This window comes from Actinokineospora fastidiosa, from assembly GCF_014648415.1.
Lineage (GTDB): Bacteria > Actinomycetota > Actinomycetes > Mycobacteriales > Pseudonocardiaceae > Actinokineospora > Actinokineospora fastidiosa.
In genome coordinates this window covers 1,917,668-1,940,868 of record NZ_BMRB01000001.1, presented here as the reverse complement: position 1 = coordinate 1,940,868, position 23,201 = coordinate 1,917,668, and the positions used below count along the sequence as shown (strand labels likewise).

The following is a 23,201-nucleotide window of genomic DNA, read 5'->3' as shown; positions in this document are numbered from 1 at the left end:
ACGGCCCCGCCGGAGCGGGGCCGTCTCGGGTTCGTGCGGGTCAGTACCGGTAGTGCTCCGGCTTGAACGGACCCTCCGGGTCCACGCCGATGTACTCCGCCTGGTCCTTGCTCAGCTTGGTGATCGTGCCGCCGAGCGCCTCCACGTGGATGCGGGCGACCTTCTCGTCCAGCTTCTTGGGCAGGCGGTAGACCTCGTTGTCGTACTCCTCGTGCTTGGTGAACAGCTCCACCTGGGCGATGACCTGGTTGGAGAAGCTGTTCGACATCACGAACGACGGGTGGCCGGTGGCGTTGCCCAGGTTCATCAGGCGGCCCTCGGACAGCACGATGATCGAGTGCCCGTCCGGGAACACCCACTCGTCGACCTGCGGCTTGATGTTGATCCGCCGGATGCCGGGCACGCGGGCCAGGCCCGCCATGTCCAGCTCGTTGTCGAAGTGGCCGACGTTGCCCAGGATCGCCTGGTGCTTCATGCGGGCCATGTGGTCGGCGGTCACCACGTCCTTGTTGCCCGTGGTGGTGATGACGATGTCGGCCTGCTCGATGATCTCGTCGAGCGAGCGCACCTCGTAGCCGTCCATCTGGGCCTGCAGCGCGCAGATCGGGTCGATCTCGGTGACGACGACGCGCCCGCCCTGCCCGCGCAGCGACTCAGCCGAGCCCTTGCCGACGTCGCCGTAGCCGCACACCACCGCGACCTTGCCCGCGATGAGCACGTCGGTGCCCCGGTTGATGCCGTCGATGAGCGAGTGCCGGATCCCGTAGCGGTTGTCGAACTTCGACTTGGTGACCGAGTCGTTGACGTTGATCGCCGGGAACAGCAGCTCGCCAGCGGCGGCGAGCTGGTACAGCCGCAGCACGCCGGTCGTGGTCTCCTCGGTGACGCCGCGGATGTTGTCGGCGACCTTGGTCCACTTGCCCGAATCGGCGGCGAGCGAGGCCCGCAGCGTCTCCAGGATGATCTTCCACTCCTCGGAGTCGTTGTCCTCCGGCGACGGCACGACACCGGCCTTCTCGTACTGCACGCCCTTGTGGACCAGCAGCGTGGCGTCACCGCCGTCGTCGAGGATCATGTTCGGGCCCGCGCCGTCGGGCCAGGTCATCATCTGCTCGGTGGCCCACCAGTACTCCTCGAGCGTCTCGCCCTTCCACGCGAACACCGGGACGCCCTTGGGCTCCTCCTCGGTGCCGTGCGGGCCCACGACCACGGCGGCGGCCGCGTGGTCCTGGGTGGAGAAGATGTTGCAGGAACACCAGCGCACCTCGGCGCCGAGCGCGACCAGGGTCTCGATCAGCACCGCGGTCTGCACGGTCATGTGCAGCGATCCGGAGATGCGCGCGCCCCTGAGCGGGTAGACCTCGGCGTACTCGCGGCGCAGCGCCATCAGACCCGGCATCTCGTGCTCGGCCAGCCGGATCTCCTTGCGGCCGAACTCGGCCAGGGTCAGGTCCGCCACCGCGAAATCGATGCCATTGCGGGTCTGCTTGAAGCGCTCCCGCGTGTCTTCAGCGGTCATCAGGTGATTCCTCCAGACTGTGGTTCCCTGGGAGACAGTACCGCCGCGGATGCCCGACGGACCTCGCCGAACGGGCGGATTCGCCGAGGGGACACGATCGGAGATGCCGTGCTGCCCACCGGTTCGGACACGCGCGTGGTCGAGCTGCGCGTGCACGGGATGATGGGCACGACCCCCGAGTCGCTGGTCTCCGCGGTGGCCGCGGTGGATGTCGCGGGCGACGGCCTGGGCCGCGTGGTGCGCCCCGCCGACCGGCTGCTGCGGCCCGCTCCCGGGCCCGTGCTGCGCGCGGAGGGCCGCTCGGTGCCGCGCGTGGTCGAGGGCTACGTGTGGGGCGCGATGACCTCCGGCGGCTGGGCGAAGGCGACCTGGGCGCTGCTGTTCCCGTTCGCCCTGGCCAACATGGCGCACTGGATGCTGCCGCCGGTCCCCCGGGGGCACCGGCCCGCACGGCTGCTCGGTGGCGTGCTGCGCGCGCTGCTGCGGCTGGCGGCGCTGCTGTTGACAGTGTTGTTCGTGGTGCAGGCGACGGTCGTCACCTATGACCTGCTGGCGGTGCAGTGCCTCGCGCCCGGGGCGGACTGCCTCGGCTGGGTGCCGGACTGGCTGCGCCGGGCGTACCCGTTCCGGCAGGCGGTGTCCGTGGTGCCGGTGCTGCTGCTGGTCCTGGTGTTGCACCGGGTGTCGTGCGTGGCGTGGGAGACGCCGTCGGTGCCGAACCCGCCGGAGGCGCCGCCGAACGTCCGGGTCGACCTGCCCGGGCGCAACCTCGTCGCCGACCCGGACACCCCGGCGCTGCGCACGCTGCACCTGGTCGCAGCGCTGGCGGCGGTGGCGCTCGCGCTGGGCGGGCCGTTCGCCGCCCCGGACCCGGTGCGCGCGTTCGTGCCGTGGGTGGTCGCGTTGGCGCTGTTGGGCGTGTGCGTGGCGGGGACGCTGCTGCTCGACGACCCGCGCGGCGTGACGCCCGGCCGCGGCGGGCGGTGGCTGCGCGCGGCGTTCGGGCACGTGCCCGGGCGCGTGCTCGAAGTGCTCGGCGTGCTCGCGGTGCTGGCCGCCGCGGGCGCGGTGGACCCCGTGCCCGCCGTGCCGAGGGGCACCGGCATCACCGTGGACACGGTCGCGGCGGCGTTGATCGTGGTGATCGTGCTGTTCGGGGTGCTGCTGGCGCCCGCGGCGCTGTTCGCCCGGCGCACCTGGCGGGAGCTGCCGCGCGGGCTGCGGCCGTGGGCGGGCGGGTGGATGGCCGCGCCCGTGATCGCGGTCGCAGGCCTGCTGGGCGGCGGCTTCGGCGCCGGCCTGGCGATCACGCTGCGGACGGTGATCGGGTTCGACGCGATGAACCTGCCGCCGGGGTACACGTCGGTGACCCTGCTGTGGGGCGCGGGCGGGGTGCTGGCCATCGCCGTCGCGATCCCGAGCCTGGCCGTCGCCGCCGTGCGGCTGCTGCGCGGCGGGCACACCGCGGAGGCCGACCTGCTCGGCGCGGACGACGAGGCGCGCCGGGCGTGGCGGCTGGCCGACTGGCAGCGCCGCAACCTGCACCGGATCGTGCTGGCCTCGGCGGCGTTCCTGGCAGCGGGCACGGTGGTCGCGGTCACGATGCGCCTGCTCGGCCGGGAGGTCGCGCCGTGGCTGGCGCCGTTCAGCGCCATGGGCGTGCTCGCACTGGGCCTGCTGGCGGGCTCGCTGCTGCGGGCGGTGCAGAACGCCGCGCGCGAACCGGAGGCAGGCAGGCGGCTGGGGATCCTGGCGGACCTGGCGTGCTTCTGGCCGCGCGAGGCGCATCCGGCGGTGCCGCCGTGCTACGCGCTGAAGGTCGTCCCGGAGCTGGCGACGCGCGCCGCGGAGCACCTGCGCGACCCGCAGACGCGCGTCGTGCTGACCGGGCACAGCCAGGGCAGCCTGCTGGTCGTCGTGGCCGCGGCGCGGATGCTGGACTCGGTGAACGAGCCGGAGCGGCTGCGGCTGGGCCTGGTGACCGTGGGCTCGCAGGTCCAGTGGGCGTACCTGCGCGCGTTCCCGTCGGTGGTGCCGTTCCCGGCCCTGGCCGCGACGGCGGCGGGCTTCGGCACCCGCTGGCGCTCGCTCTGCCGGGGCACGGACCCGATGGGCGGCGCGGTCCTCACCTGGAATCGGCAGGCGGTCGACGGCAAACTGCTGGGCACCGGCCTGCGCCCGGACGGCACCGTCGGCCCGCTGCCCGCCGCCGTCCGCTCCCCCACCGACGCCCTGGTCCTCGGCGCCGACCACTGGCTTCCCGACCCGATGCACGGCCCGTTCCCCGGCCGCCGCTGGTCGCCGGGGGTGCAGGCGGGCAAGAACTACACCGCCGACCCGGAATGGGACCGCGCCGTGGCCATGGCCGCTGGCCTCGACCCGGACGACGTCGGCGGCCTCCCCTGGCCGACCCGCAGGCTCGTCTAGCCCGCCACCCGCCCGACCAGGGCGTCCGCCGCGGCGACGTGGCCCGCGTCGGCCAGCAGGCCCGCGGGGGCGAGGACGTAGTCGCGGTCGACCGTCACCGTGGCGTTGCGCAGCACCGGGCGCACCACCGGGTCGTCGCGGAGGGCGGCCTCGACCGGGGCGAGGTCGGGCGCGTGGCGGAAGACGCCGCCGGAGAGGACCAGGACGCCGACGCCTCGGGGACCGAAGTCGTTGTCGACCAGGCGCAGATGGCGGCGGACGGCCAGGATCGCGGCCAGGGACGCCAGGCGCAGGTCGGCCTCGGCCTCGGCGGGCGCGTCCGGGACGTAGTCCACATCGGACGCGCACCGCCGGGCGTAGGCCTCCAGGTCGCCGACGGGAAGCCGCTCCGCCAGCGCCTCGGCGACCACGCCGGGTGCCGACCAGCGCATGCCGATGTCGCCCTCCACCGTGCGCCGGTCGGACGGCAGGGCCACCGTGCGCCCCGAGCCGTCCACATCGGACACCGCCGAGTACACGTCCGTCGTCGCCCCGCCCACGTCCACCACGACGACCGCGCCCGCCTCCTCCGAGGCGCGGACGGCGGCCAGCCGGGTCACCCCGGCGAGGACCGCGTCGGGGGTGACCGTGCGGACCAGCCTGCGGAAGCGCGGACCCCGGGAGAGGCCCTTGCCGCCGATGACGTGATCGAGGAACACCGACCGGATCGCCGCGCGGGCCGGGGCCGGGGCCAGTTCGCCGACGTCGGGCAGGACGTTGGCCGTCGGGACGACCACCCGGCCCGCCAGCAGGTCCAGTGCGGACGGACGGGCAGCGCTGTTGCCCGCCAGCACGATCGGCACCCGGATGCGGTTGGCCCCGAGCCTGCGGGCGTTGTGCAGCAGGACGCGCTCGTCGCCGCCGTCGGTGCCGCCGACCAGCAGCACGACATCCGGTCGGGCCGCGCGCAGGTCGCGCACCCCGGACCCGTCGAGCATCCCGGACGAGACGTGCACGACCTTCGCCCCGGCCGACAGCGCCACCCGGTGGCCCGCCTCCGCGCTCACCAGCCGTTCGTGGCCGACCACGGCAAGGCGGAGCCCGCCGCCCGCCGACGAGCAGGCCAGGATCGGGGCGTCGCCCAGCGCGGCCGCGACCGCGCCGATGCCGTCGAGCACCTCCGGCGGGGTCGTGCGGTGCTGCGCCGTGCCCAGCAGGACGCCGTCGGACGACACCAGGGCGCCCTTCGTCCAAGTGGACCCGACGTCAACGCACAGCCACGACACGCAGCAGAGGCTAGCGCCCGCTCACGCTGTCACGTACGGGCGCACCAGCGACGGCGGGAACTCGAGCTCGTCGGAGAAGCGGATCTCGTCGGAGAACCCGCACCACCGGCAGCGGTGCGGGGCTGGCTTCGGAACGGGCCTGGGCACGTCGTCGGCCATCGCCCGGGAGTAGCGCATCAGGTGCGCGATGGCGAAGACGATGGACAGGACGCCGAAGGAGACCATCAGGGGGATCATGGCCGAAGTCTGTCGAACTGCTGTCCATCGAACAATTCATCGATAAGGTGACCCTAATCGGTGACGACCGATGACTCCCGGTACAGGTCCGGCTCCAGGTAGATCAGCCGCGCGGCGGGAACGGCCGCGCGCACCCGCGCCTCGGCGTCGTCGATCGCCTCGGCCACCCCGCCCACGTCCAAACCGGACACCAGCTCGACCTTCGCCGCGACCAGCAGCTCCTCCGGGCCGACGTACTGCGTGCGGATGTGGATGACCCGCTGCACCTTGCCGGTGGCCAGCTTGTCGGTGATGGTGCGCAGCTCGGCCTCGGTCGCGCCCTCGCCGATCAGCAGCGACTTCATCTCGATGATGAGGATGATTGCGATGATGCCCAGCAGCACGCCGATGGCCAGGGTGCCGATCGAGTCCCACACCGGGTCGCCGGTGATCGTGGCCAATCCGACGCCCACGAGGGCGAAGACCAGGCCGAACAGCGCGCCCGCGTCCTCCAGCAGCACGACCGGCAGCTCCGGGGTGCGGGAGTGGCGGATGAAGCCCCACCAGGTGGCGTCGCCCTTGACCTTCCTCGACTCGATGATGGCAGTGCGGAAGGAGAAGGTCTCCAGCACGATCGCCACCACCAGGATGACGACCGCCACCAGCGGGGACTTCAGGTCCTCCGGGTGGGTGAGCTTGTGGATGCCCTCGTACAGCGCGAAGACCGAGCCGAGGCTGAACAGCAGCAGCGCGACGACGAACGACCAGAAGTACCGGTCGCGGCCGAAGCCGAACGGGTGCTCCTTGGTGGCCTTGCGCTGCGAGGTCTTCTGGCCCAGCAGCAGCAGCCCCTGGTTCGACGTGTCGGCCACCGAGTGCACCGACTCGGCCAGCATCGACGACGACCCGGTGATCAGGAAGCCGATGAACTTGGACACGGCGATACCGGCGTTGGCGAACAACGCGGCGAGGATCGCCTTGGTGCTTCCCCCTGCGGCCACGGCTACTCCTAAGGGACTGGAGCCGACTTATCGGACGGAAGCCTAGAGGTTCACGGCCCGCCGCGTGCTACGAACCTACGGTCGCGACGAACACCTGGCAGGCCGTGCCCGACACCGGGCGCGCGAGCGGCGCGGGGTCGGCGGCGCACAGCCAGGCCGACGAGCCGCGGGTGACGATGAGCGTGGTCCCGCCGCACTCGACCTCGACGGCTCCGTCGGTGCACACCAGGATGCGCGGCGCGGGCCCGCCCAGGGCCACGGTCTCGTCCTCGCCCTCGGCCCAGTCCACGCGGGACAGCTCGAACTCGGGCGCGTCCGTGCGGTACACCCGCACGCGCCCGGACGCCGTGCCGGAGTTCACCGGCATGGGGCCGCAGCGGAAGTCGAGCACGCGCAGCAGCTCCGGCACATCCACGTGCTTGGGGGTGAGCCCGCCGCGCAGGATGTTGTCGGAGTTGGCCAGGATCTCCACGGCCGTGCCGTGCAGGTAGGCGTGCAGGTTGCCCGCGGGCAGGTAGATCGCCTCGCCGGGGCCGAGGACCAGCCGGTTGAGCAGCAGCGCGGCCAGCACGCCAGCGTCCCCGGGGTAGCGCTCGGCCAGCTCCAGGACCGTGCGGCACTCCAGGCTGAACTCGCCGTGGTCCTTGACGTGCAGCACGCACGCCTCGAGCAGGTCGGGCATGAGCGCCTGCAGCGCCGTGGACGGCAGCGTGATCCAGGTGGTGAACAGCGCGCGGAGGCCGTCGCTGTCCGGCTGGCCCGCGAGCAGGTCGATGTGCGGGGACAGGCCGGGCGTGCGCACGGCGTCGAGCAGCTCGACCGTGCGGTGCGGGTCGCGGAACCCGGCCAGCGCGTGGAACTCCGTCAGGGCGCAGACCAGCTCGGGCTTGGCCGTGGGGTCCGGGTAGTTGCGGTGCGCGGCGTCGCGCGGGATGCCCAGCGCCTCCTCGCGCGCCCAGCCCTCGGCTGCCTGCTCGGCCGACGGGTGGGCCTGCATGCTCAGCGGCTCCTCGGCGGCGAGGATCTTGAGCAGGAACGGCAGGCGGTTGCCCCAGCGCCGCGCGGTCGGGGCGCCGAGCTGGCCCTCGGGGTCGGCGTCGATGCGCTCCAGCAGCGTGCACCCGGCGTCGATCAGCACCGACGGGTCGCCGGGGTGGCTGCCCATCCACAGCTCCGCCTGCGGGTGCGGGGCGGGCACGGGCAGGCCGAGCAGCTCGGCGATGGTCGTGCGCGACCCCCAGGCATACGGGCGCACCGCATTGCGCAACAACTCCACTTGCCTACTCCCTAACTCACGCGTTCGCCGGGGCGTAGCGCCCCGAGCCCCCCGTGGTGCCCGCTGCCAACCCCAGGTACAGGGCGGCCAGTTCAAAGCGCAGCGCCAGCACCGCGGCCCCGATCGGCTCGGGGACGCCGAGCTCCTGCCCGGGAGCGAGCACGTCGACGGCGGGCAGCACCTGGGCGGCCTGGTGGCGCACCGGGTCGCCGGGGGTGCTGCGCACCGCCAACAGCAGTGTGCGCGGCGCGACGACGGCGGGGAAGCCGTCGCCGTCGTCGGGGTCGGCGAAGATGTCGCGGCCCGCCGCGGCGCGCACGGCGGCGCGGTGCAGCGCTGTGCGGCTGGCCGCCTGCTGGTAGTCGGCCACGTCGCAGGGCAGGTCGGTGTGCGTGGACAGCACCTGCGCGGCGTGCCGGGCGACGCCGGTGGCGACCTCGTCCAGCCCCCACAGCAGCGGGATGTGCTCGGCCACCCGCAGCGCCAGCGACTTGGCCGGGTTGACGAACGTCTCGTGCTGCATGTGGCAGCGCTCGGCCTCGCGGTCGAGTTCGTCGGCCAGCGCGTCGGTGTCGACCTGGAGCAGGCCGAGCGCGCGCAGGGCGAGCAGGCCCGCGGTGTAGGCGGCGGCGAAGGAGAAGCCGGGCGGCACGGTCACCCTGGGCCGCAGGTGCACGGCCTGGCCCGCGGCGGCGGCGGCCACCGGCCCGTCGGCGGGCGCGGTCAGCACGACGGTCGCGCCGCGGCGGCAGGCGCGGTCGACGGACTCGGCCAGCACGGTGTCGCCCGGGTCGTCGGTGTGCGCGATGACGACGTCCAGCGCGTTCACCCAGACCGGGACGCGCTCGGCCACCACGAGGGGGACCGGGCACGCCGGGCCGGTCAGCGCGCTCAGCAGCTCGCACACCGCGGGCGACAGGCCGGGCCTGCAGATCAGCACGACGGCGCGCGGGCGCTCGCCCTCCAGCCGGGACAGCCCGGCGTCGGCGGCCGCCTCGACGGTCGCGCGCACCTGGGCGCCCGCGCGGGCGGCGGCGCGCAGCAGCCCGTCGGGGTCGGCATCACCGAGCCGGACCGCGTCGTCCAGCAGGGTGTCGTCCGGGAGGGAGGTCACCGGTCTGCGGGCTGCTCAGCCGCGTCGAGCAGCAGCACCGGCACCCCGTCGTCGACGGGGTAGACCCGGCCGCACTCGGTGCAGGTCAGCGCGTCGGCGTCGGGGTCGTCCGGGCGTCCGACGACCAGCGCGGCGTGGTCGTCGGACGGGCACGCCAGGATGTCCAGCAGCTGCGGGTCAAGTTCGACTGCCATCGCGGTCTCCTCCTCGATGTCCAGTGTCTCAGGCACGGCGTTCTCGGCGCGGTGTCGATCAGCGGGTGCGGATCGGCGGGTGCGGATCGGCGCGGTGTCGTCCCCCGCCTCAGGCGCGGACGATCGCGAGCACCTCGTCGCGCAGCGCGGCGACCGCGGCGTCGTCCCCGGCCTCGACGTTGAGCCGCAGCAGCGGCTCGGTGTTGGAGGCCCGCAGGTTGAACCACGACCCGTCCGGCAGCGCGACGGTGAGCCCGTCCAGCTCGTCGAGCTCGACGCCGTCGCGGGAGCCGAACTCGGCCTTGATCGCGTCGATGCGGTCCTGCTGGTCGGCCACCGTGGAGTTGATCTCGCCGGAGGCGGCGTAGCGGGCGTAGTCGCGGGTCAGCTCGGACAGCGGCCCGTCCTGCTCGCCGAGGGCGGCCAGCACGTGCAGCGCGGCGAGCATGCCGGTGTCGGCGCGCCAGAAGTCGCGGAAGTAGTAGTGCGCGGAGTGCTCGCCGCCGAAGATCGCGCCGGTGCGGGCCATCTCCTCCTTGATGAAGGAGTGCCCGACGCGGGTGCGGACCGGGACGCCGCCGTGCTCGCGGACGATCTCGGGCACCGCGCGGGAGGTGATCAGGTTGTGGATGATCGTGCCGCCGGGGTCCTTGGCCAGCTCGCGCACGGCGACCAGGGCGGTGATCGCGCTGGGCGAGACGGCCTCGCCGCGCTCGTCGATGATGAAGCAGCGGTCGGCGTCGCCGTCGAAGGCCACGCCCGCGTCCGCGCCGGTCTCGCGGACCTTGGCCTGCAGGTCGACGAGGTTCTTCGGGTCGAGCGGGTTGGCCTCGTGGTTGGGGAACGTGCCGTCGAGCTCGAAGTACATCGGGGTGACGTCGATGGGCAGGCCGTCGAACACCGACGGGACCGTGTGGCCGCCCATGCCGTTGCCCGCGTCGACCACGATCCGCAGCGGCCGCGAGCCGGAGAGGTCGACCAGGGTGCGCAGGTAGGCGGCGTAGTCGGCGAGCATGTCCTGCTCGGTGACCTTGCCCTGCGGGCCGTCGGCGTCCGGGGTGCCCGCCTCGACGTCGGCGCGGACCTGGGCAAGGCCGGAGTCCTGGCCGACCGGGGCAGCGCCAGCGCGGCAGAGCTTGATGCCGTTGTACTTGGCCGGGTTGTGGCTGGCGGTGAACATCGCGCCGGGCAGGTCGAGCTTGCCGGAGGCGAAGTAGAGCATGTCGGTGCTGGCCAGGCCGATCGCCACGACGTCGACGCCCTGGGCGGTCACGCCCTCGGCGAAGGCGGCGGCCAGGCCGGGCGATGAGTCGCGCATGTCGTGGCCGATGACGACGGCGGGGCCGCCGACCAGTCGGGCGAAGGCCGCGCCGGTGGCCCGCACCAGCTCGGCGTCGATCTGCTCACCCACCACACCGCGGACGTCGTATGCCTTGAAGACGCCGGACAGGTCGCGCACGTGGTTCTCCCATGGTCGGCTGCGTGTGCCGCATGGAGCCTACCGATTTCGCTACCCGTCAGTCCGATACCGGGTCGGGGAGCACCCGCAAGTGGCCCCGGCGCGGCCCGCTGGGGCCCGGTTCCGGCTCCGGCACCGGGCGGTCGACCCGGCCCGCCTCGCGCACGGCCTCGGCCAGCGCGGTCAGGTCGTCGACGCTGGGCTCGGGCATCGCGAACTCGCCGTCGTGGCGCACGACCTCCCAGCCGCGCGGCACGGTGAGCCGCAGGGCGTGTTCCTCGCAGAGGTCGTAGCTGTGCGGCTCGGCGTAGGTGGCCAGCGGGCCGACGACGGCGGTCGAGTCGGCGTAGGCATAGGTCAACGTCGCGACGGCCGGGTTGATACACCCGGTTCGCGAACACCGACGCACGCTCCGCACGATCGCTGACGATAGCGCTTCGGGGGTGCGCCGCGCCGCAATAGCTCCCGCGACACGCCCCGATGCGGCCATCCGGGGCAGTCGGGGGCGGCCGCTACCCTTCTCGACGTGGTCACCGCCCGACGTTCCCGCCGCTCCCGCGGCCGCCGACACCGCGATCGGCACGGGCGCGGCCTGCGCGGCCCGCTGATCCCGTCCTCGCTGCCCGCGGCGAGCACGCGCGCGGAGAAGTTCGACACGGTGGTGCTGGAGGCCCTGGAGCCGATCGAGGCCCGCTGGCGCACCGAGCTGACGAAACTCGACGTCGCCGTGGACGACGTGCCGGAGGTCCCCGCCGGGGAGACCCCGGACGGCGTGATCGCCGACGCGGGCGTCCCGCTGTCCCGCCTGGTGCGCGCGGGCGTCGACCGCAGGGGCCAGCCCACCAGGGCGCGCGTGGTGCTCTACCGCCGCCCGCTGGAGGCCCGCGCCAAGGACGGCGCCGACCTCGCCGACCTGGTCCACGACGTCCTGGTCGAGCAGATCGCGGCGTACCTGGGCCTTGACCCCGGGGTGGTCGAGGGCGGGGACTAGTCCGGCCGCCGTCCCGGGATCGACGTCAGGACGGTGAACAGGACCATCGCGCCCTGGACCAGGAGCAGGACGCCGCGCAGGGCGGTGGGCTGCTCGACGCGGACCTCGGCGGCGCGGGTGGGCAGGGAGACGGCGACCTGGTGGTCCCAGGCGCGGACCACCGGGACCTGCCTGCCGTCGACGGTGGCGGTCCAGCCGGGTTCCTCGTTGGCGCCCACCACCAGCAGCCTGCCCTCCGGGCCGTCGGAGACGCGGGCGGCGGCCGCGGGCGGGGTGGCGTCGACCGGGACGACGCCCTCGGCGGCGAGCGAGGTCGGCGGGACGCCGCCGGTCACGGCGGTGCGGGCCAGCTCGGGCGACAGCAGCGTCGACGGCCCGGCGGTGAGCTGGACGCGGAAGACCGGCAGCCCGTCGGTGGTCGGCGGGGCGGCGGCCACGAGGTCGCCCGCCGCGGCGGCGAACCCGGCGTCCTCGGGCAGGACGATGAACAGCACACCAGCGGCCGCCGCCCTGGCGACGGCGGGGCGCACCCGGGCGCCGTCGCCGCTGCGCAGGTCGTCGGCCCAGCGCGCGAGCCGGTCCACGGCGGCGGCGGGCGGCGCGAGGTCGTCGTCACCCAGGGCGGGGAGCCTGCCCGCGGTCAGCCTGGGGTGGCCGTCGAGGGTCAGCACCCAGCGGCGGGTCTGGGCGAGTTCGGCGGTGAGCGAACTCGCCAGGCGGGGCCCGCCGTCGTCGTCCAGCGGCCCGACGGGTCCGGCGACGACGACCCCGGCGGCGAGCGCGCCCAGCGCCGCGACGCCCGCGACGGCCACCGGGCGCACCAGCGAAACGCGTCCCCCGGTGCGGCACAGGCCCATCAGCGCCCACACCAGGCCCCAGCCGACGATCAGCAGCGGTGTGCCCGCCCAGCCGTGCGACGGGGTCAGCCCGCCCAGCGGGGTCATCGGCACCAGCTGGACGAACGCCACGGCGAGCGCGCCCAACAGGGCGAAGCCCAGCCCCGGCAGCACGCCCCGGTAGGGCCGGAGCACCACGCCGACCAGCACCGCGATGACGAGCAGCGCGCCCAGGTACGGCCACGCGCCCGGCCCGCCCGCGTCCAGCGCCAGCAGCTCGGGCACGCCCACCGGGGGCGTCGGGAGCGGGGCGCCGAGGCCGTGCACGACCACGCCCGGGTGCTGGATGACCACCGCGGGCCACGGCAGCAGCAGCGCGAGCGGCATCAGCACGAGCATGAACAGCGCCGCGCCCCGGCGGCGCCCGTCGCCGGGCACGAGGACGAACCCGCCCAGCGCGACGATGACCAGCACCACGTGCGCCAGCGGCGCGAACGCGCCGATCACGGCCAGCCCGAAGGCAGTCCCGGCCGCGGTCGACAGCCACCGGCGGGTCGCCCCGGTCCGGGCGAGCAGCGCGATCACCCCGGCGGTGACCAGCGGCAGCAGGATGTGCACGACGACGGCGTCGAGTCTGCCCTGGGCGACGGCGGCGGACGCGGTGGGCAGCAGCGCGTAGCCGGTGGCCAGCAGGGCCCGCACCCAGCGGCGCACGGGCGCGCGCCGGGTGGCCAGGTAGGCCGAGAGCCCGGCCAGCGGCAGGTCGGCGAGCAGCAGCAGCGCCACCGCGGCCTGGGTGCCGCCGACGGGCGCGAGGACCAGGCCGAGCGTGCCGATCACGGCCATGGCCGCAGGCGTGGGCGCGGCGGTCCCGCCCGCGACGCCGTGCCAGGCCGCCAGGTACTCCGCCCACACCGCGCCCAGGTCGCCGACCGGGAGCAGCCGCCCGCCTGCCAAGGCCAGGCCCGCGCGGTCGATGTTGACCACGACGGCGAGCGCGAGCAGCCCGACGGCGAGCAGCAGCGGCGGGGACAGCAGCAGCTGGCGGACGACCCGGCCCCGGTCGACCGACACCAGCACCAGGTCCGGCTCCGGCGGGGGCCCGCTGCCGTCGCGGGGCACCGGGGACGGCCGCGGCTGCGGGCTCGGCCGCAGCCCGGGCGTCTCCTCGACCGGGATGGAGACGGCGACGGCGCTGCTCGGCCGCCGCAGCCCGGCCCGCCGCGGGCGCCCGGCCGCGCCCGCGGGCAGCGCCTCCGGGCCCGCGAGCGGCCTGCGCGTCCCGGGCGTCGGCGGCAGCCAGACGGTGGCGGGGTCGTACTCGACGGGCAGCCTGCCCAGCGCGGCGTCGGCGGCCACGCGCCTGCGCACGAGCGCGGAGACCGCGCCGCGCACCACGTTGCGCAGCCTGGTCGTGCGGCTGGTGAACAGCCCGCGCACCGGCCCGGGCCCGCCGCTGACGGCCCGCGCCCTGCGGCCCGCCCACAGCCCGGCGCGTCCGCTCAGCACATAGGACAGCGCGCGCAGTTCGGCGGCGCTCTCGGTCAGCCGTCGCTGCATGGCGAAGCCGAGCGAGCGCAGCAGGCACAGCGCCGCCAGCCGGGGCACGCCGAGCAGGAACGAGACCAGCCCGCAGTTGACCAGGAACGTGCGCAGGCCCATCGCCCGGTCCAGCGCGGCCTGCCCGGCCAGCCCGTCCACCGCGACGTCGACGCCGCGCAGCTCGGTGGTCATCGCGCGGGCGTGCCGCACGCGCGCGGATGGGACACAGAGGACGATCCGCCCGGACCGGTTGACCCGCCAGCCGAAGTCGATGTCCTCGCGCAGCACCGGCACCGCGCGGTCGAACCCGCCGAGCTCCTGCCAGACCGCGCGCCGCACGAGCATCCCGGCCGAGGACACCGCGAGCACCTCGGTGCTCTGCTCGAACTCCCGGCCCAGCCGCGTCCAGTCCAGTTCGGATGGTCCGATGCCGGTCTGCCGGTGGCCGGAGGCGTCGGTGGACAGGCCCGCGCCGACGACCATCCTCGGGTCGCGCCAGTCGACGGCCAGCGGGCCGAGCACGGCGGCGGACGGGGCGAGGTCGGCTGCGTTGAGCAGGTTGGCCAGGCAGTCCGGGTCGGGCGCGGAATCGTCGTGCAGCAGCCAGATCCAGCCGCCGGGATCGCCCCAGCGCTCGACGGCGTGGTCGACGGCGGCGTGCACCGCGTCGGTGTAGCCGGTGGACCGGTCCAGGGTGAGCACGCCGTCGAGCACCCGGTCGTCGCCGGTAGCCGCGGCGGCTAGCAGGCCGGGGGTGTCGTCGGCGGACCCGGTGTCGACGGCGATGACGTGCCGGGGCCGGGGGGTGGCGTGGCGCAGCGCCGAGAGCGCCAGCCGCAGCCACTCCGCGCCGTCGTGGCAGACGAGCACGGCCAGCACGGGCACGGTCGTCAGATTCCGAGGATGGGCAGCGCCCGCGGACTCCCTGGTCCTCCCGACCGCACCACGACCGCTCGCCATCGCGGGAACTCTAGATGCCGCCGCGCGCCCGTGGCGATGTGAGGTGCGCGATCCGGGCCGCCACCCCGATCGCGTTAACCACCAGTTAAACTGCGCGCTTCTTGAGCTTGCGGCGCTCCCGTTCGGACAGCCCGCCCCAGATGCCGAAGCGCTCGTCGTGCGCCAGGGCGTACTCAAGGCACTCGGCGCGCACCTCGCAGCCGAGGCAGATCCGCTTAGCCTCGCGGGTCGAGCCGCCCTTCTCCGGGAAGAACGCCTCCGGATCGGTCTGCGCGCACAGGGCGCGCTCCTGCCACTCCTGTTCTTCGGCCTCGTCGCCGAAGCCGGGCAGTCCGGCCTCCGGGCGTTCCCACTCCGCCGGCTGCACGACGTTGCCCCTGTCTTCGAATCCCTGCATATCGCCCGCCTCCTCGCCTTCCGCACTCCCCGGCTGGCGGATGCCATAGGCCGTCCCCGTGGCGAATGACATCGATGTGATTACACCCGTGTCGCGGCGGCGGGTCAAGCGAAGCCCCCAGCCGGGTGATGATGTATGCGCGGGCTACACCCATTCGGGTACCAGCGGAAACACGCCCAGATACCAGGCGGGCGGCCCCAGTTTCGCGAAACTTGCCACACTGGAGCCGTGCAGAGATCAGCAATTCGTCCCTCGCCCGTGTTCCTCGGCCTACTCGCGGTCACCGTCGGGGGCGGGCTGCTCACGCTCATCGACGACGACACCGCGCGCAGCGCGGGCGTCTTCCTGCTCGTCCTGGGCGGCTGGGCGGTGTCGCTGTGCCTGCACGAGTTCGGCCACGCGATCGTCGCCTTCCGCGGCGGCGACCGCGAGGTCTACTTCAAGGGCTACCTGACGCTGGACCCGCGCCGCTACACCGACCCGGTGCTGAGCCTGCTGCTGCCGCTGCTCCTGCTCGCCATCGGCGGCATCCCGCTGCCCGGCGGCGCCGTCTGGATCAACCACTACGCGCTGCGCTCCCGAGCGGTGGAATCACGCGTCTCGCTCGCCGGGCCGTTCGCCAACCTCGTCCTCGCGATCCTGCTGGCCGTCGTCGTCGCGGTGCTCCAGCCGCCCGCCGCGCTCGCGGCCGGGCTGTCGTTCCTCGCGCTGCTGCAGATGGCCGCGTTCGTGCTCAACATGCTGCCCGTCCCCGGCCTCGACGGCTGGGGAGCGCTGGAGCCGTACCTGTCCCACGACGCGCGCCGGATCGGCGCCAAGGCCCGGCCGTGGGCGCCGTTGATCCTGTTCGCCGTGCTCATCGGCATCCCGGGGGCGGCGGCCGTGTTCTTCGACGTCGTCTATTCGGTGTACGGGCTGGTCGGCGGGGACGAGTACGCCGCGGCACTCGGCTCCGGCCTGTTCTTCTTCTGGCGCTGACCGGGGTTTCACCCCATCGTGGAAGGATCGCGCGCGTGAAGGTTGTCGCAGTCGTCGGCGGGGTCGGCGGAGCCCGGTTCCTGCTCGGCGTCAAACACCTGTTGGGGCTGCCCGCCGTCGGCGAGCCGCCGGAGCCGTCCGCGCACGAGATCACCGCGATCGTGAACACCGCGGACGATATGTGGCTGCACGGGCTGCGCGTCTGCCCCGACCTGGACAGTTGCATGTACACCCTCGGCGGCGGCATCGACACCGAGCGCGGGTGGGGCCGGGCCGCCGAGACGTGGACGGTGGGCGCCGAGCTGGCCGCGTACGGCACCGAGGGCACCTGGTTCAACCTCGGTGACCGCGACATCGCGACCCACCTCGTGCGCACCCGGATGATGCGGGCGGGCTACGACCTCTCCGACATCACCGCGGCGCTGTGCCAGCGCTGGAAGCCGGGCGTGCGGCTGCTGCCGATGACCGACGACCGGGTCGAGACGCACGTGGTGATCGACGAGCCGGAGACCGGCGAGCGCAAGGCCGTGCACTTCCAGGAGTGGTGGGTGCGTTACCGGGCCGAGCCGCACGCGGAGTCGATCGTGCCGGTCGGCGCTGACGAGGCGACCGCGGGCCCCGGCGTGGTCGAGGCGATCGCCGAGGCCGACATCGTGCTGATCGCGCCGTCGAACCCGGTGGTCAGCATCGGCTCGGTGCTGGCGGTGCCGGGCGTGCGCTCGGCGCTGCGCAAGACCGAGGCCCCGGTGATCGGCCTGTCGCCGATCGTGCGGGACAAGGCCGTGCGCGGCATGGCGGAGGCGTGCCTGACCGCGATCGGCGTGCCCACGACCGCCGAGGCCGTCGGCCGCCACTACGGCTCGCGCGCCTGCTCGGACCAGGGCATCCTGGACGGCTGGCTGGTGCACTCCGGGGACGCTGCCGACGTGCCGAACGTCGCCGTGCGCGCCGTCCCGCTGATGATGTCCGATGTGGACGCCACGGCCGCGATGGCGCGGGCGGCGTTCGACCTGGGAGGAGTCGACATTGGCTGAGCACGGCGCGCGCGGGAAGGTCGAGGTCATCCCGGTGCCCGGGCTGCCGGAGTTCCGCCCCGGCGACGACCTGACCGGGGCGATCGCCTCGGCAGCGCCGTGGCTGCGCTCCGGCGACGTCGTGGTGGTCACCAGCAAGGTCGTGTCCAAGGTGGAGGGTCAGCTGGTGGCCGTGCCCGCCGACCCCTCGGCCCGGGAGCTGCGCAGGCGCGAGCTGGTCATGAGCGAGGCGCGGCGGGTGGTGGCCAGGGTGAAGAACACCGTGATCACCGAGAACCGGCTGGGCATCGTGCAGGCGGCCTCGGGCGTGGACAACTCGAACGTGGCGCGCGGCGAGGTCGCGCTGCTGCCCGCCGACCCGGACGCCAGCGCCGATGCCCTGCGCGGCGGGCTGCGCGAGCGGCTGGGCGTCGAGGTCGCCGTCGTGGTGACCGACACGATGGGCCGGGCCTGGCGGATGGGCCAGACCGACGCGGCGATCGGCGTGGCCGGGCTGGCCCCGCTGGCCCCGTACGCCGGCGAGGTCGACAGCCAGGGCAACGAGCTGGCGGTGACGCTGATCGCGGTGGCCGACGAGATCGCCGCGGCCGCCGACCTGGTCAAGGGCAAGCTGGGCGGCATCCCGGTCGCGGTGGTGCGCGGGCTGGAGATCGGCGGCGCGGGCTCGGCCCGCGACCTGCTGCGCCCGATCGACCACGACCTCTTCCGGCTGGGCACGAACCTGGCCGTCGAGCAGGGCCGCAGGGAGGCCGTGCTGGTGCGCCGGTCGGTGCGCGCGTTCGCAGGCGAGCCGGTCGACCACGCCGTCCTGCGGCGGGCCGCGGCCGTCGGGCTGACCGCGCCCGCCCCGCACCACACCCGCCCGGTGCGGTTCGCGCACGTGACGACCAAGCGCGAACTCCTCCTGGACGCCATGCGCTCGGCGTGGCGGGCCGACCTCGCCGCCGACGGCTGGACGCCGGAGCGGATCGACCGCAGGGTGGCGCGCGGCGACCTGCTGTACCACGCGCCGGAGATCGTGGTGCCGTTCCTCGTGCGCGAGGGCGCGCACAGCTACCCCGACGAGCGGCGCTCCTCGGCCGAGCGGTCGATGTTCATGGTCGCTGGCGGGGCCGCCGTGCAGGGGTTCCTCGTCGCGCTGGCGGCCGAGGGCCTGGCGTCGTGCTGGGTGTCGTCGACGATGTTCTGCGCCGACGTGGTCCGCGAGGTGCTGGACGTGCCGTCGGACTGGGAGCCGCTGGGCGCGGTGGCCGTCGGCCACCCGCCGGAGCCGCTGAGCCCGCGCGAGCCGCGCACCGACTCCGGCTGGGTCGAGCTGTGACGCTGCACGCCGACGCGGTGTCCACGTTGGACTCGTGGACGCCAGCGGATCCCGCGCAGGAGTCGCTGCGGCAGGCGTACCTGGGATACCTGGCCGGGCTGCCGGACGCGTGCTCGCGCTCGTGCGCGTCCGGGCACATCACCGCGTCGGCGCTGGTGTTCGACCACACGGGGACGGAGGTGCTGCTGACGCTGCACCCCAGGGTGGGCCGGTGGCTGCAGCTCGGCGGCCACTGCGAGCCGACCGACACGTCCCTGGTGGGCGCTGCGCTGCGGGAGGCCGAGGAGGAGTCGGGCATCATCGGCCTGACGATCGACCCGGTGCCGCTGCACCTCGACGTGCACCCGATCACGTGCTCGCTCGGCGTGCCGACCCGGCACTTCGACGTGCGGTTCGTGGTGCACGCGCCCGCGGGCGCGGCGGCCGTGCAATCCGCGGAGTCGGTGGACCTGCGCTGGTGGCCGGTCGACGGCCTGCCCGACGACCCGGACGGCGTCGCGGGCATCGGCCGGATGCTCGCGGCGCTGCGGTGATCCCCGTCGACCCCGCCTCGCCGGTCCCGCCGTTCGAGCAGGTGCGGGCGGGTCTGGCGCGGCGCATCACGGAGCGGACGCTGGCGGTGGGCACGAAGCTGCCGACCGTGCGGGCGCTCGCGGCCGATCTCGGGCTGGCGGCGAACACGGTCGCGCGGGCCTACCGCGAGCTGGAGGAAGCGGGACTGGTGGAGACCCGGGGCCGCGCGGGCACGTTCGTCGCGTCGGCGGGCGACCGGCCCAGGGAGCTGGTGCGCGAGGCCGCCGAGGCGTACGCCGTCGTCTGCCGCCGCTACACGATCCCGCCGGACGAGGCGATCGCCATCGTCCGGGCGGCGCTGGACGCGAACCGGCCCTGATCGTTTTCGCCGGTTCGGGTGGTTTGGGTATGCGATCGGGTCGGGGGTGCAACCCCCGACGGGTTCAGCAGCCGGACCCGAGGAGCCCTTATGCGTACCGCTGCCAGCGCGATGCTCGCCGCCATCTCCTTCGCCGCTCTGTCGGCGAGCCCTGCCGTCGCCGAGCCCGACCGGCTCACCCTGATCACCGCGGCGGGCGAGGTGACCGTCGAGGCCGAGCCTGGCGAGTGCGCGCCGGTCGACGGCCCCCTGGACGGCGCCCACCTCGTGCTGGCGGCCGAGAACCCGTCCCAGCGGGAGGCCGGTTTCTTCGGCGACGAGGGGTGCGAGGGCGAGCCGGACGCCGTCGTGGCGGCGGGTTCCGAGGGGGCGGTCACCGAACTGGTCAGGTTCGTGAAGTTCGCGGCCTAGCTCAGATCGCCCGGTAGTCGCGCGGTGAGAACCGCGGCCCGTAGCGGGGTTTGCCGAGACCGGCGGCGGTGATGTAGCAGACGGCGCGGTGGCGCTGGGGCGCGTAGGGGGCCAGGACCTCCAGCATCGCCGCGTCGTCGAGCCTGCGGTCCACCAGCGCGTGGCCGACGATGCCCGGCAGGTGGAAGTCGCCGATGCTGACCGCGTCCGGGTCGCCCCAGGCGCGCTGGGCGGTCTCGGCAGCGGTCCAGACGCCGATGCCGGGGACCTTGCGCAGCCACAGCCTGCCCTCGGCGCCGCCCAGTTCCGCAGCGCGCTCCAGCCTGCCCGCCACCTGGGCGGCGGCGATGATCGCGCGCCTTCGCCCGCCGTCGACGCCCGCCTTGTGCCACTGCCAGTCCGCGATGCCCAGCACCGCGGCGGGCGTCGGCGGCACGACCATCCCGTCCGGAACCGGACCGGGGGCCGCGACCCCGTGCCGCCGGGCCAGGTGCCGCCACGAGCGGTGCGCCTCGGTCCCGGTGACCTTCTGCTCCAGGATGGCCGCCAGCAGCACGTCCCACACCCGGCCGGTCGACCCCAGCCGCAGGCCGGGACGGCGGCGGCGCACCTCGGCGACGATCGGGTGGTGCGCGACGAACCCGGCGTCGTCGTCCCGCGCGCCGAGCAGCGCGGGAACGCCGTCCAGCAGGACGTCCGCGCCGGGTCCCCACGCCGAGGCCAGCACCTCGCCCGCGGCCACGCGCAGGCACAGCGTCCCGGGGCCCGCGGCGGTGTTGCCCGCCAGCCACGTGCCCCGCGCGTCCACCTGGAACGCCGGATCGCCGGGTCCCCTGCGCAGCGGACGCACGAGCGCGGGGAGGTCCAGCGCGCCTTCCGGCGTCCACCGGCGTTCGAGGATGGCGGTCACCAGCCGGAGGCTACCCGTTAGAGTTGCCCGCACAGCACCGAGAGGATGGCCGTGACCGACCTGCACGTCGTCGTGCCCGCCGGAGGGAGCGGCACCCGCCTGTGGCCGCTGTCGCGCGCCGGGCACCCGAAGTTCCTGCACCCGCTCACCGGCACCGACCGCTCGCTGCTGCAGGCGACCTTCGACCGGCTCGCCCCCATCGCCGCGCCCGAGCGGCTCTACGTCGTCACCGGGACCGCGCACGCCGCCGCCGTCTCCCGGCAGCTGCCCGCGCTGCCCGAGCGCAACATCCTGGTCGAGCCGCTGGCCCGCGACTCGTGCGCGGCGATCGCGCTGGCCGCGGCCGTGATCGAGCGGCGCAGCCCGGGCGGGGTCATGGCCTCCTTCGCCGCCGACCACCTCATCGCCGACACCGAGGAGTTCGCCCACACCGTCGGGCGGGCCGTGGACGGCGCCCGCGACGGCCTGCTCATGACCATCGGCATCACGCCCACCCGCCCGGAGACCGGCTACGGCTACCTCCGGTGCAGCGAGCAGGCTCGGCGGTCGGTGATCCAGCGGGTGCTGGAGTTCAAGGAGAAGCCCGCGCTGGACGTGGCCACCCGCTACGTGGAGTCGGGCAGCTACCTGTGGAACGCCAGCATGTTCGTCTGGCGGACCGACGTCTTCCTCGAGCAGCTGCGCGCCCGCCGCCCGGACGTGGCCGCGCCGATCGACGCGATCGCCGCGGCGTGGGACACCGACGACCAGGACGCGGTGCTCGGCGAGCTGTGGCCGACCATCCCGAAGGTGGCCGTCGAGTACGCGGTGATGGAGCCCGCTGCCGAGGAGGGCCTGGTGGCCACCGTGCCGGGCGACTTCGGCTGGAGCGACATCGGCGACTTCGACACCCTCGGCGACCTGCTCGGCGAGGACGTCGACGGCGCGAGCGTGGTGGGCGACACCGCGCGGGTCGTCGCTGTCGACAGCGCGCGCACGGTCATCGTCCCGTCCGACAGGCTCGTGGCGACGCTGGGCGTGGAGGACGTGATCGTGGTCGACACCGAGGACGCCGTGCTGGTGTGCCGCCGCGACCGCGCGCAGGACATCAAGCGACTGACCGAGCTCCTGCGCGCCCGCGGAGACAGCGATTTCCTCTGATTTCCCGGGAAGTCCCGCTGACGCCGCGTGGCGATCGGGCTACCCTGACAGCAGCACTCCCGGTCGGCAGGAAGGGCGGCGCATGGACCCCCGCGAGCGAGCCGAAGCCATCCTGGCGAGGGCCCGCGCACGCGGCGCGTACGTCGTCACCCCCGACAGCGCCACCAGCCCGATGGACGCCGCCGCCACGGTGCAGATCCCGAGGATGGTCGTGCGCAACGCCGACAACGACCCCGAGGTGACCTCGGTCTTCCCGGTGGCCGACGAGCTGCCCGCGATCGCGCAGGAGGCGGCGACCCAGTCGCTGGCCTCCCCGCCGCGCCCGACCGAGCGGCTGCCGAGGCAGGCCCCGCCGCCGGAGGAGCTCGACGGGATCCTGCCCACCACCAAGCAGCCGGGCGCCGACCGCTCCACCCTCAGCCGCCGCCTCGACGGCGGCCTCTAGCGCGACTGCGCCTTCAGCCGCAGGGCCAGGCCCGCGCGCACCGCGCCGCGGACCGGGGCCCACAGCGGACCCCGGTGGCGGTCGGCGATGAACCGGTAGGCGCTCTCGTGGTGGGCGGCCAGCATGCGCGCGGACGCCTTCGCCGTGGAGACGCCCTGGATGTGCATGACCTCGGCGGAGGGCACGTACACGTTCTGCCAGCCCGCGCGGGACAGGCGCTCGCCGAGGTCGACGTCCTCGAAGTACATGAAGTAGCGGGAATCGAAGCCGTCGACGGAGTCCCACGCCGTGCGCCGCAGCAGCAGGCAGGAGCCGGACAGCCAGCCCGCCTCCCGCTCGCGCGGGGCCTTGCCGAGCTGCTTGTACTCCCGCGTCCACGGGTTCGACGGCCACACCATGCCCAGCAGGCCGTGCCCGATCCCGCGGCCCAGGGACGGGACCTCGCGCGCTGACGGGTAGACCTCGCCGGATTGGCCGGTGATCAGCGGCCCGAACGAGCCGCCCCTCGGCCAGCGCTTCGCCGCGGCGAGCAGTTCGTCGAGCGAGCCCGGCCGCCACTCCAGGTCCGGGTTGCACACCACGATCCAGCCGTACTCATCCGGCAGCGCGGCGACCCCGCGGTTCGCGCCGCCGCCGTAGCCGAGGTTGCCGCCGGTGCGCACCAGCTCGACGTTGTCCCACTCGGCCGCGGCGGCCTCGGGCGCGCCGTCGGTGGAACCGTTGTCCGCCAACACCACGTGCACGGGACGGGTGGTCGCCTTGGTCAGCGTCTCCAGGAACCTCGGCAGCGTCGGGCCGGGCGAGTACGTCACGGTGACCACGGCGAGCGCGTCCCCGTAGCTGGTCTCGGTCACAGTCGGACATCCTGCCAGG

Annotated in this window: 23 protein-coding genes; 10 read left to right on the top strand and 13 right to left on the bottom strand. The window is 74.4% G+C overall.

Annotated features, from left to right (window positions below):
• Nucleotides 1-40 precede the first annotated feature (40 nt).
• The gene (gene ahcY / locus IEY98_RS09355) at nucleotides 41-1,519 is read right to left on the bottom strand and encodes an adenosylhomocysteinase (RefSeq protein ID WP_189209807.1); all 1,479 of its coding nucleotides are present in this window, start codon (nucleotides 1,517-1,519) and stop codon (nucleotides 41-43) included.
• Between the two features lie 108 nt (nucleotides 1,520-1,627).
• Here ahcY and IEY98_RS09350 point away from each other — a divergent pair, with 108 nt between their 5' ends.
• A complete protein-coding gene (locus tag IEY98_RS09350) occupies nucleotides 1,628-3,946 on the top strand; it encodes a hypothetical protein (RefSeq protein WP_229786700.1) in 2,319 nt (772 codons plus the stop codon).
• Here the strand turns inward: IEY98_RS09350 and IEY98_RS09345 are convergent.
• The 8 genes from IEY98_RS09345 to IEY98_RS09310 all read right to left on the bottom strand — a co-directional run bounded on the left by IEY98_RS09345 (nucleotide 3,943) and on the right by IEY98_RS09310 (nucleotide 10,889).
• Complete coding sequence (locus IEY98_RS09345; protein ID WP_189209806.1) at nucleotides 3,943-5,211, bottom strand: glutamate mutase L; 1,269 nt, start codon at nucleotides 5,209-5,211, stop codon at nucleotides 3,943-3,945. The two genes, IEY98_RS09350 and IEY98_RS09345, sit on opposite strands and share 4 nt — an antisense overlap.
• A gap of 21 nt (nucleotides 5,212-5,232) precedes the next feature.
• Entirely contained in the window at nucleotides 5,233-5,448 is a 216-nt protein-coding gene (locus IEY98_RS09340; RefSeq protein WP_189209805.1) for a hypothetical protein, read from the bottom strand.
• 53 nt (nucleotides 5,449-5,501) lie between these two features.
• Nucleotides 5,502-6,428, bottom strand: a complete 927-nt coding sequence (locus tag IEY98_RS09335) for a cation diffusion facilitator family transporter (RefSeq protein ID WP_189209804.1) — start codon at nucleotides 6,426-6,428, stop codon at nucleotides 5,502-5,504.
• Between the two features lie 67 nt (nucleotides 6,429-6,495).
• Nucleotides 6,496-7,704, bottom strand: a complete 1,209-nt coding sequence (gene manA, locus IEY98_RS09330) for a mannose-6-phosphate isomerase, class I (protein WP_189209803.1) — start codon at nucleotides 7,702-7,704, stop codon at nucleotides 6,496-6,498.
• Nucleotides 7,705-7,720: 16 nt separating this feature from the next.
• The gene (locus tag IEY98_RS09325) at nucleotides 7,721-8,818 is read right to left on the bottom strand and encodes an SIS domain-containing protein (protein ID WP_189209802.1); all 1,098 of its coding nucleotides are present in this window, start codon (nucleotides 8,816-8,818) and stop codon (nucleotides 7,721-7,723) included.
• Nucleotides 8,815-9,012: a Trm112 family protein gene (locus IEY98_RS09320; protein WP_189209801.1), complete on the bottom strand. Its 198-nt coding sequence runs from the start codon at nucleotides 9,010-9,012 to the stop codon at nucleotides 8,815-8,817. The genes IEY98_RS09325 and IEY98_RS09320 overlap by 4 nt, the downstream gene beginning before the upstream one ends.
• Nucleotides 9,013-9,121: 109 nt before the next feature.
• Nucleotides 9,122-10,471: a phosphomannomutase/phosphoglucomutase gene (locus IEY98_RS09315; RefSeq protein ID WP_189209800.1), complete on the bottom strand. Its 1,350-nt coding sequence runs from the start codon at nucleotides 10,469-10,471 to the stop codon at nucleotides 9,122-9,124.
• Between the two features lie 58 nt (nucleotides 10,472-10,529).
• Nucleotides 10,530-10,889, bottom strand: a complete 360-nt coding sequence (locus IEY98_RS09310; protein ID WP_189209799.1) for a DUF3499 domain-containing protein — start codon at nucleotides 10,887-10,889, stop codon at nucleotides 10,530-10,532.
• Between the two features lie 108 nt (nucleotides 10,890-10,997).
• Here IEY98_RS09310 and IEY98_RS09305 point away from each other — a divergent pair, with 108 nt between their 5' ends.
• Nucleotides 10,998-11,462 (top strand): metallopeptidase family protein, encoded by a 465-nt coding sequence (locus IEY98_RS09305; RefSeq protein WP_189209798.1) that lies wholly within the window; start codon nucleotides 10,998-11,000, stop codon nucleotides 11,460-11,462.
• On the opposite strand, the gene IEY98_RS09300 is transcribed toward IEY98_RS09305, so the two are convergent.
• Together IEY98_RS09300 and IEY98_RS09295 are read right to left on the bottom strand one after the other, a co-directional pair.
• Nucleotides 11,459-14,800 carry a glycosyltransferase family 2 protein gene (locus IEY98_RS09300; protein ID WP_189209797.1) on the bottom strand — a complete coding sequence of 1,114 codons (3,342 nt, stop codon included), beginning with the start codon at nucleotides 14,798-14,800 and terminating at the stop codon, nucleotides 11,459-11,461. The genes IEY98_RS09305 and IEY98_RS09300 overlap by 4 nt on opposite strands.
• Before the next feature lie 85 nt (nucleotides 14,801-14,885).
• Nucleotides 14,886-15,269, bottom strand: a complete 384-nt coding sequence (locus tag IEY98_RS09295; RefSeq protein WP_373292345.1) for a WhiB family transcriptional regulator — start codon at nucleotides 15,267-15,269, stop codon at nucleotides 14,886-14,888.
• Between the two features lie 156 nt (nucleotides 15,270-15,425).
• Between IEY98_RS09295 and IEY98_RS09290 the strand changes: the two genes are divergently transcribed.
• The 6 genes from IEY98_RS09290 (at nucleotide 15,426) to IEY98_RS09265 (ending at nucleotide 19,833) form a co-directional block, all read left to right on the top strand.
• Nucleotides 15,426-16,175, top strand: coding sequence for a site-2 protease family protein (locus tag IEY98_RS09290; RefSeq protein WP_189209796.1), 750 nt, complete (start codon nucleotides 15,426-15,428; stop codon nucleotides 16,173-16,175).
• 35 nt (nucleotides 16,176-16,210) lie between these two features.
• A complete protein-coding gene (gene cofD, locus IEY98_RS09285; protein WP_189209795.1) occupies nucleotides 16,211-17,209 on the top strand; it encodes a 2-phospho-L-lactate transferase in 999 nt (332 codons plus the stop codon).
• Nucleotides 17,202-18,530, top strand: coding sequence for a coenzyme F420-0:L-glutamate ligase (locus IEY98_RS09280; RefSeq protein WP_189209794.1), 1,329 nt, complete (start codon nucleotides 17,202-17,204; stop codon nucleotides 18,528-18,530). The genes cofD and IEY98_RS09280 overlap by 8 nt, the downstream gene beginning before the upstream one ends.
• The gene (locus tag IEY98_RS09275; RefSeq protein WP_189209793.1) at nucleotides 18,527-19,063 is read left to right on the top strand and encodes an NUDIX hydrolase; all 537 of its coding nucleotides are present in this window, start codon (nucleotides 18,527-18,529) and stop codon (nucleotides 19,061-19,063) included. The genes IEY98_RS09280 and IEY98_RS09275 overlap by 4 nt, the downstream gene beginning before the upstream one ends.
• A complete protein-coding gene (locus IEY98_RS09270; RefSeq protein WP_189209792.1) occupies nucleotides 19,060-19,422 on the top strand; it encodes a GntR family transcriptional regulator in 363 nt (120 codons plus the stop codon). Before IEY98_RS09275 ends, IEY98_RS09270 begins: the two co-directional genes overlap by 4 nt.
• Before the next feature lie 90 nt (nucleotides 19,423-19,512).
• Nucleotides 19,513-19,833 (top strand): hypothetical protein, encoded by a 321-nt coding sequence (locus tag IEY98_RS09265; protein ID WP_189209791.1) that lies wholly within the window; start codon nucleotides 19,513-19,515, stop codon nucleotides 19,831-19,833.
• 1 nt (nucleotide 19,834) lies between these two features.
• On the opposite strand, the gene IEY98_RS09260 is transcribed toward IEY98_RS09265, so the two are convergent.
• Nucleotides 19,835-20,734, bottom strand: a complete 900-nt coding sequence (locus IEY98_RS09260) for a DNA-3-methyladenine glycosylase family protein (protein ID WP_373292362.1) — start codon at nucleotides 20,732-20,734, stop codon at nucleotides 19,835-19,837.
• A 54-nt stretch (nucleotides 20,735-20,788) separates the two neighbouring features.
• On the opposite strand from IEY98_RS09260, the gene IEY98_RS09255 reads away from it, so the two are divergent.
• Nucleotides 20,789-21,883, top strand: coding sequence for a mannose-1-phosphate guanylyltransferase (locus IEY98_RS09255; RefSeq protein ID WP_189209789.1), 1,095 nt, complete (start codon nucleotides 20,789-20,791; stop codon nucleotides 21,881-21,883).
• An 82-nt stretch (nucleotides 21,884-21,965) separates the two neighbouring features.
• On the top strand, nucleotides 21,966-22,328 hold the full coding sequence (locus tag IEY98_RS09250) for a hypothetical protein (RefSeq protein WP_189209788.1): 363 nt from the start codon (nucleotides 21,966-21,968) through the stop codon (nucleotides 22,326-22,328).
• On the opposite strand, the gene IEY98_RS09245 is transcribed toward IEY98_RS09250, so the two are convergent.
• Entirely contained in the window at nucleotides 22,325-23,182 is an 858-nt protein-coding gene (locus tag IEY98_RS09245; RefSeq protein ID WP_189209787.1) for a glycosyltransferase family 2 protein, read from the bottom strand. The genes IEY98_RS09250 and IEY98_RS09245 overlap by 4 nt on opposite strands.
• Between the last annotated feature and the right edge of the window lie 19 nt (nucleotides 23,183-23,201).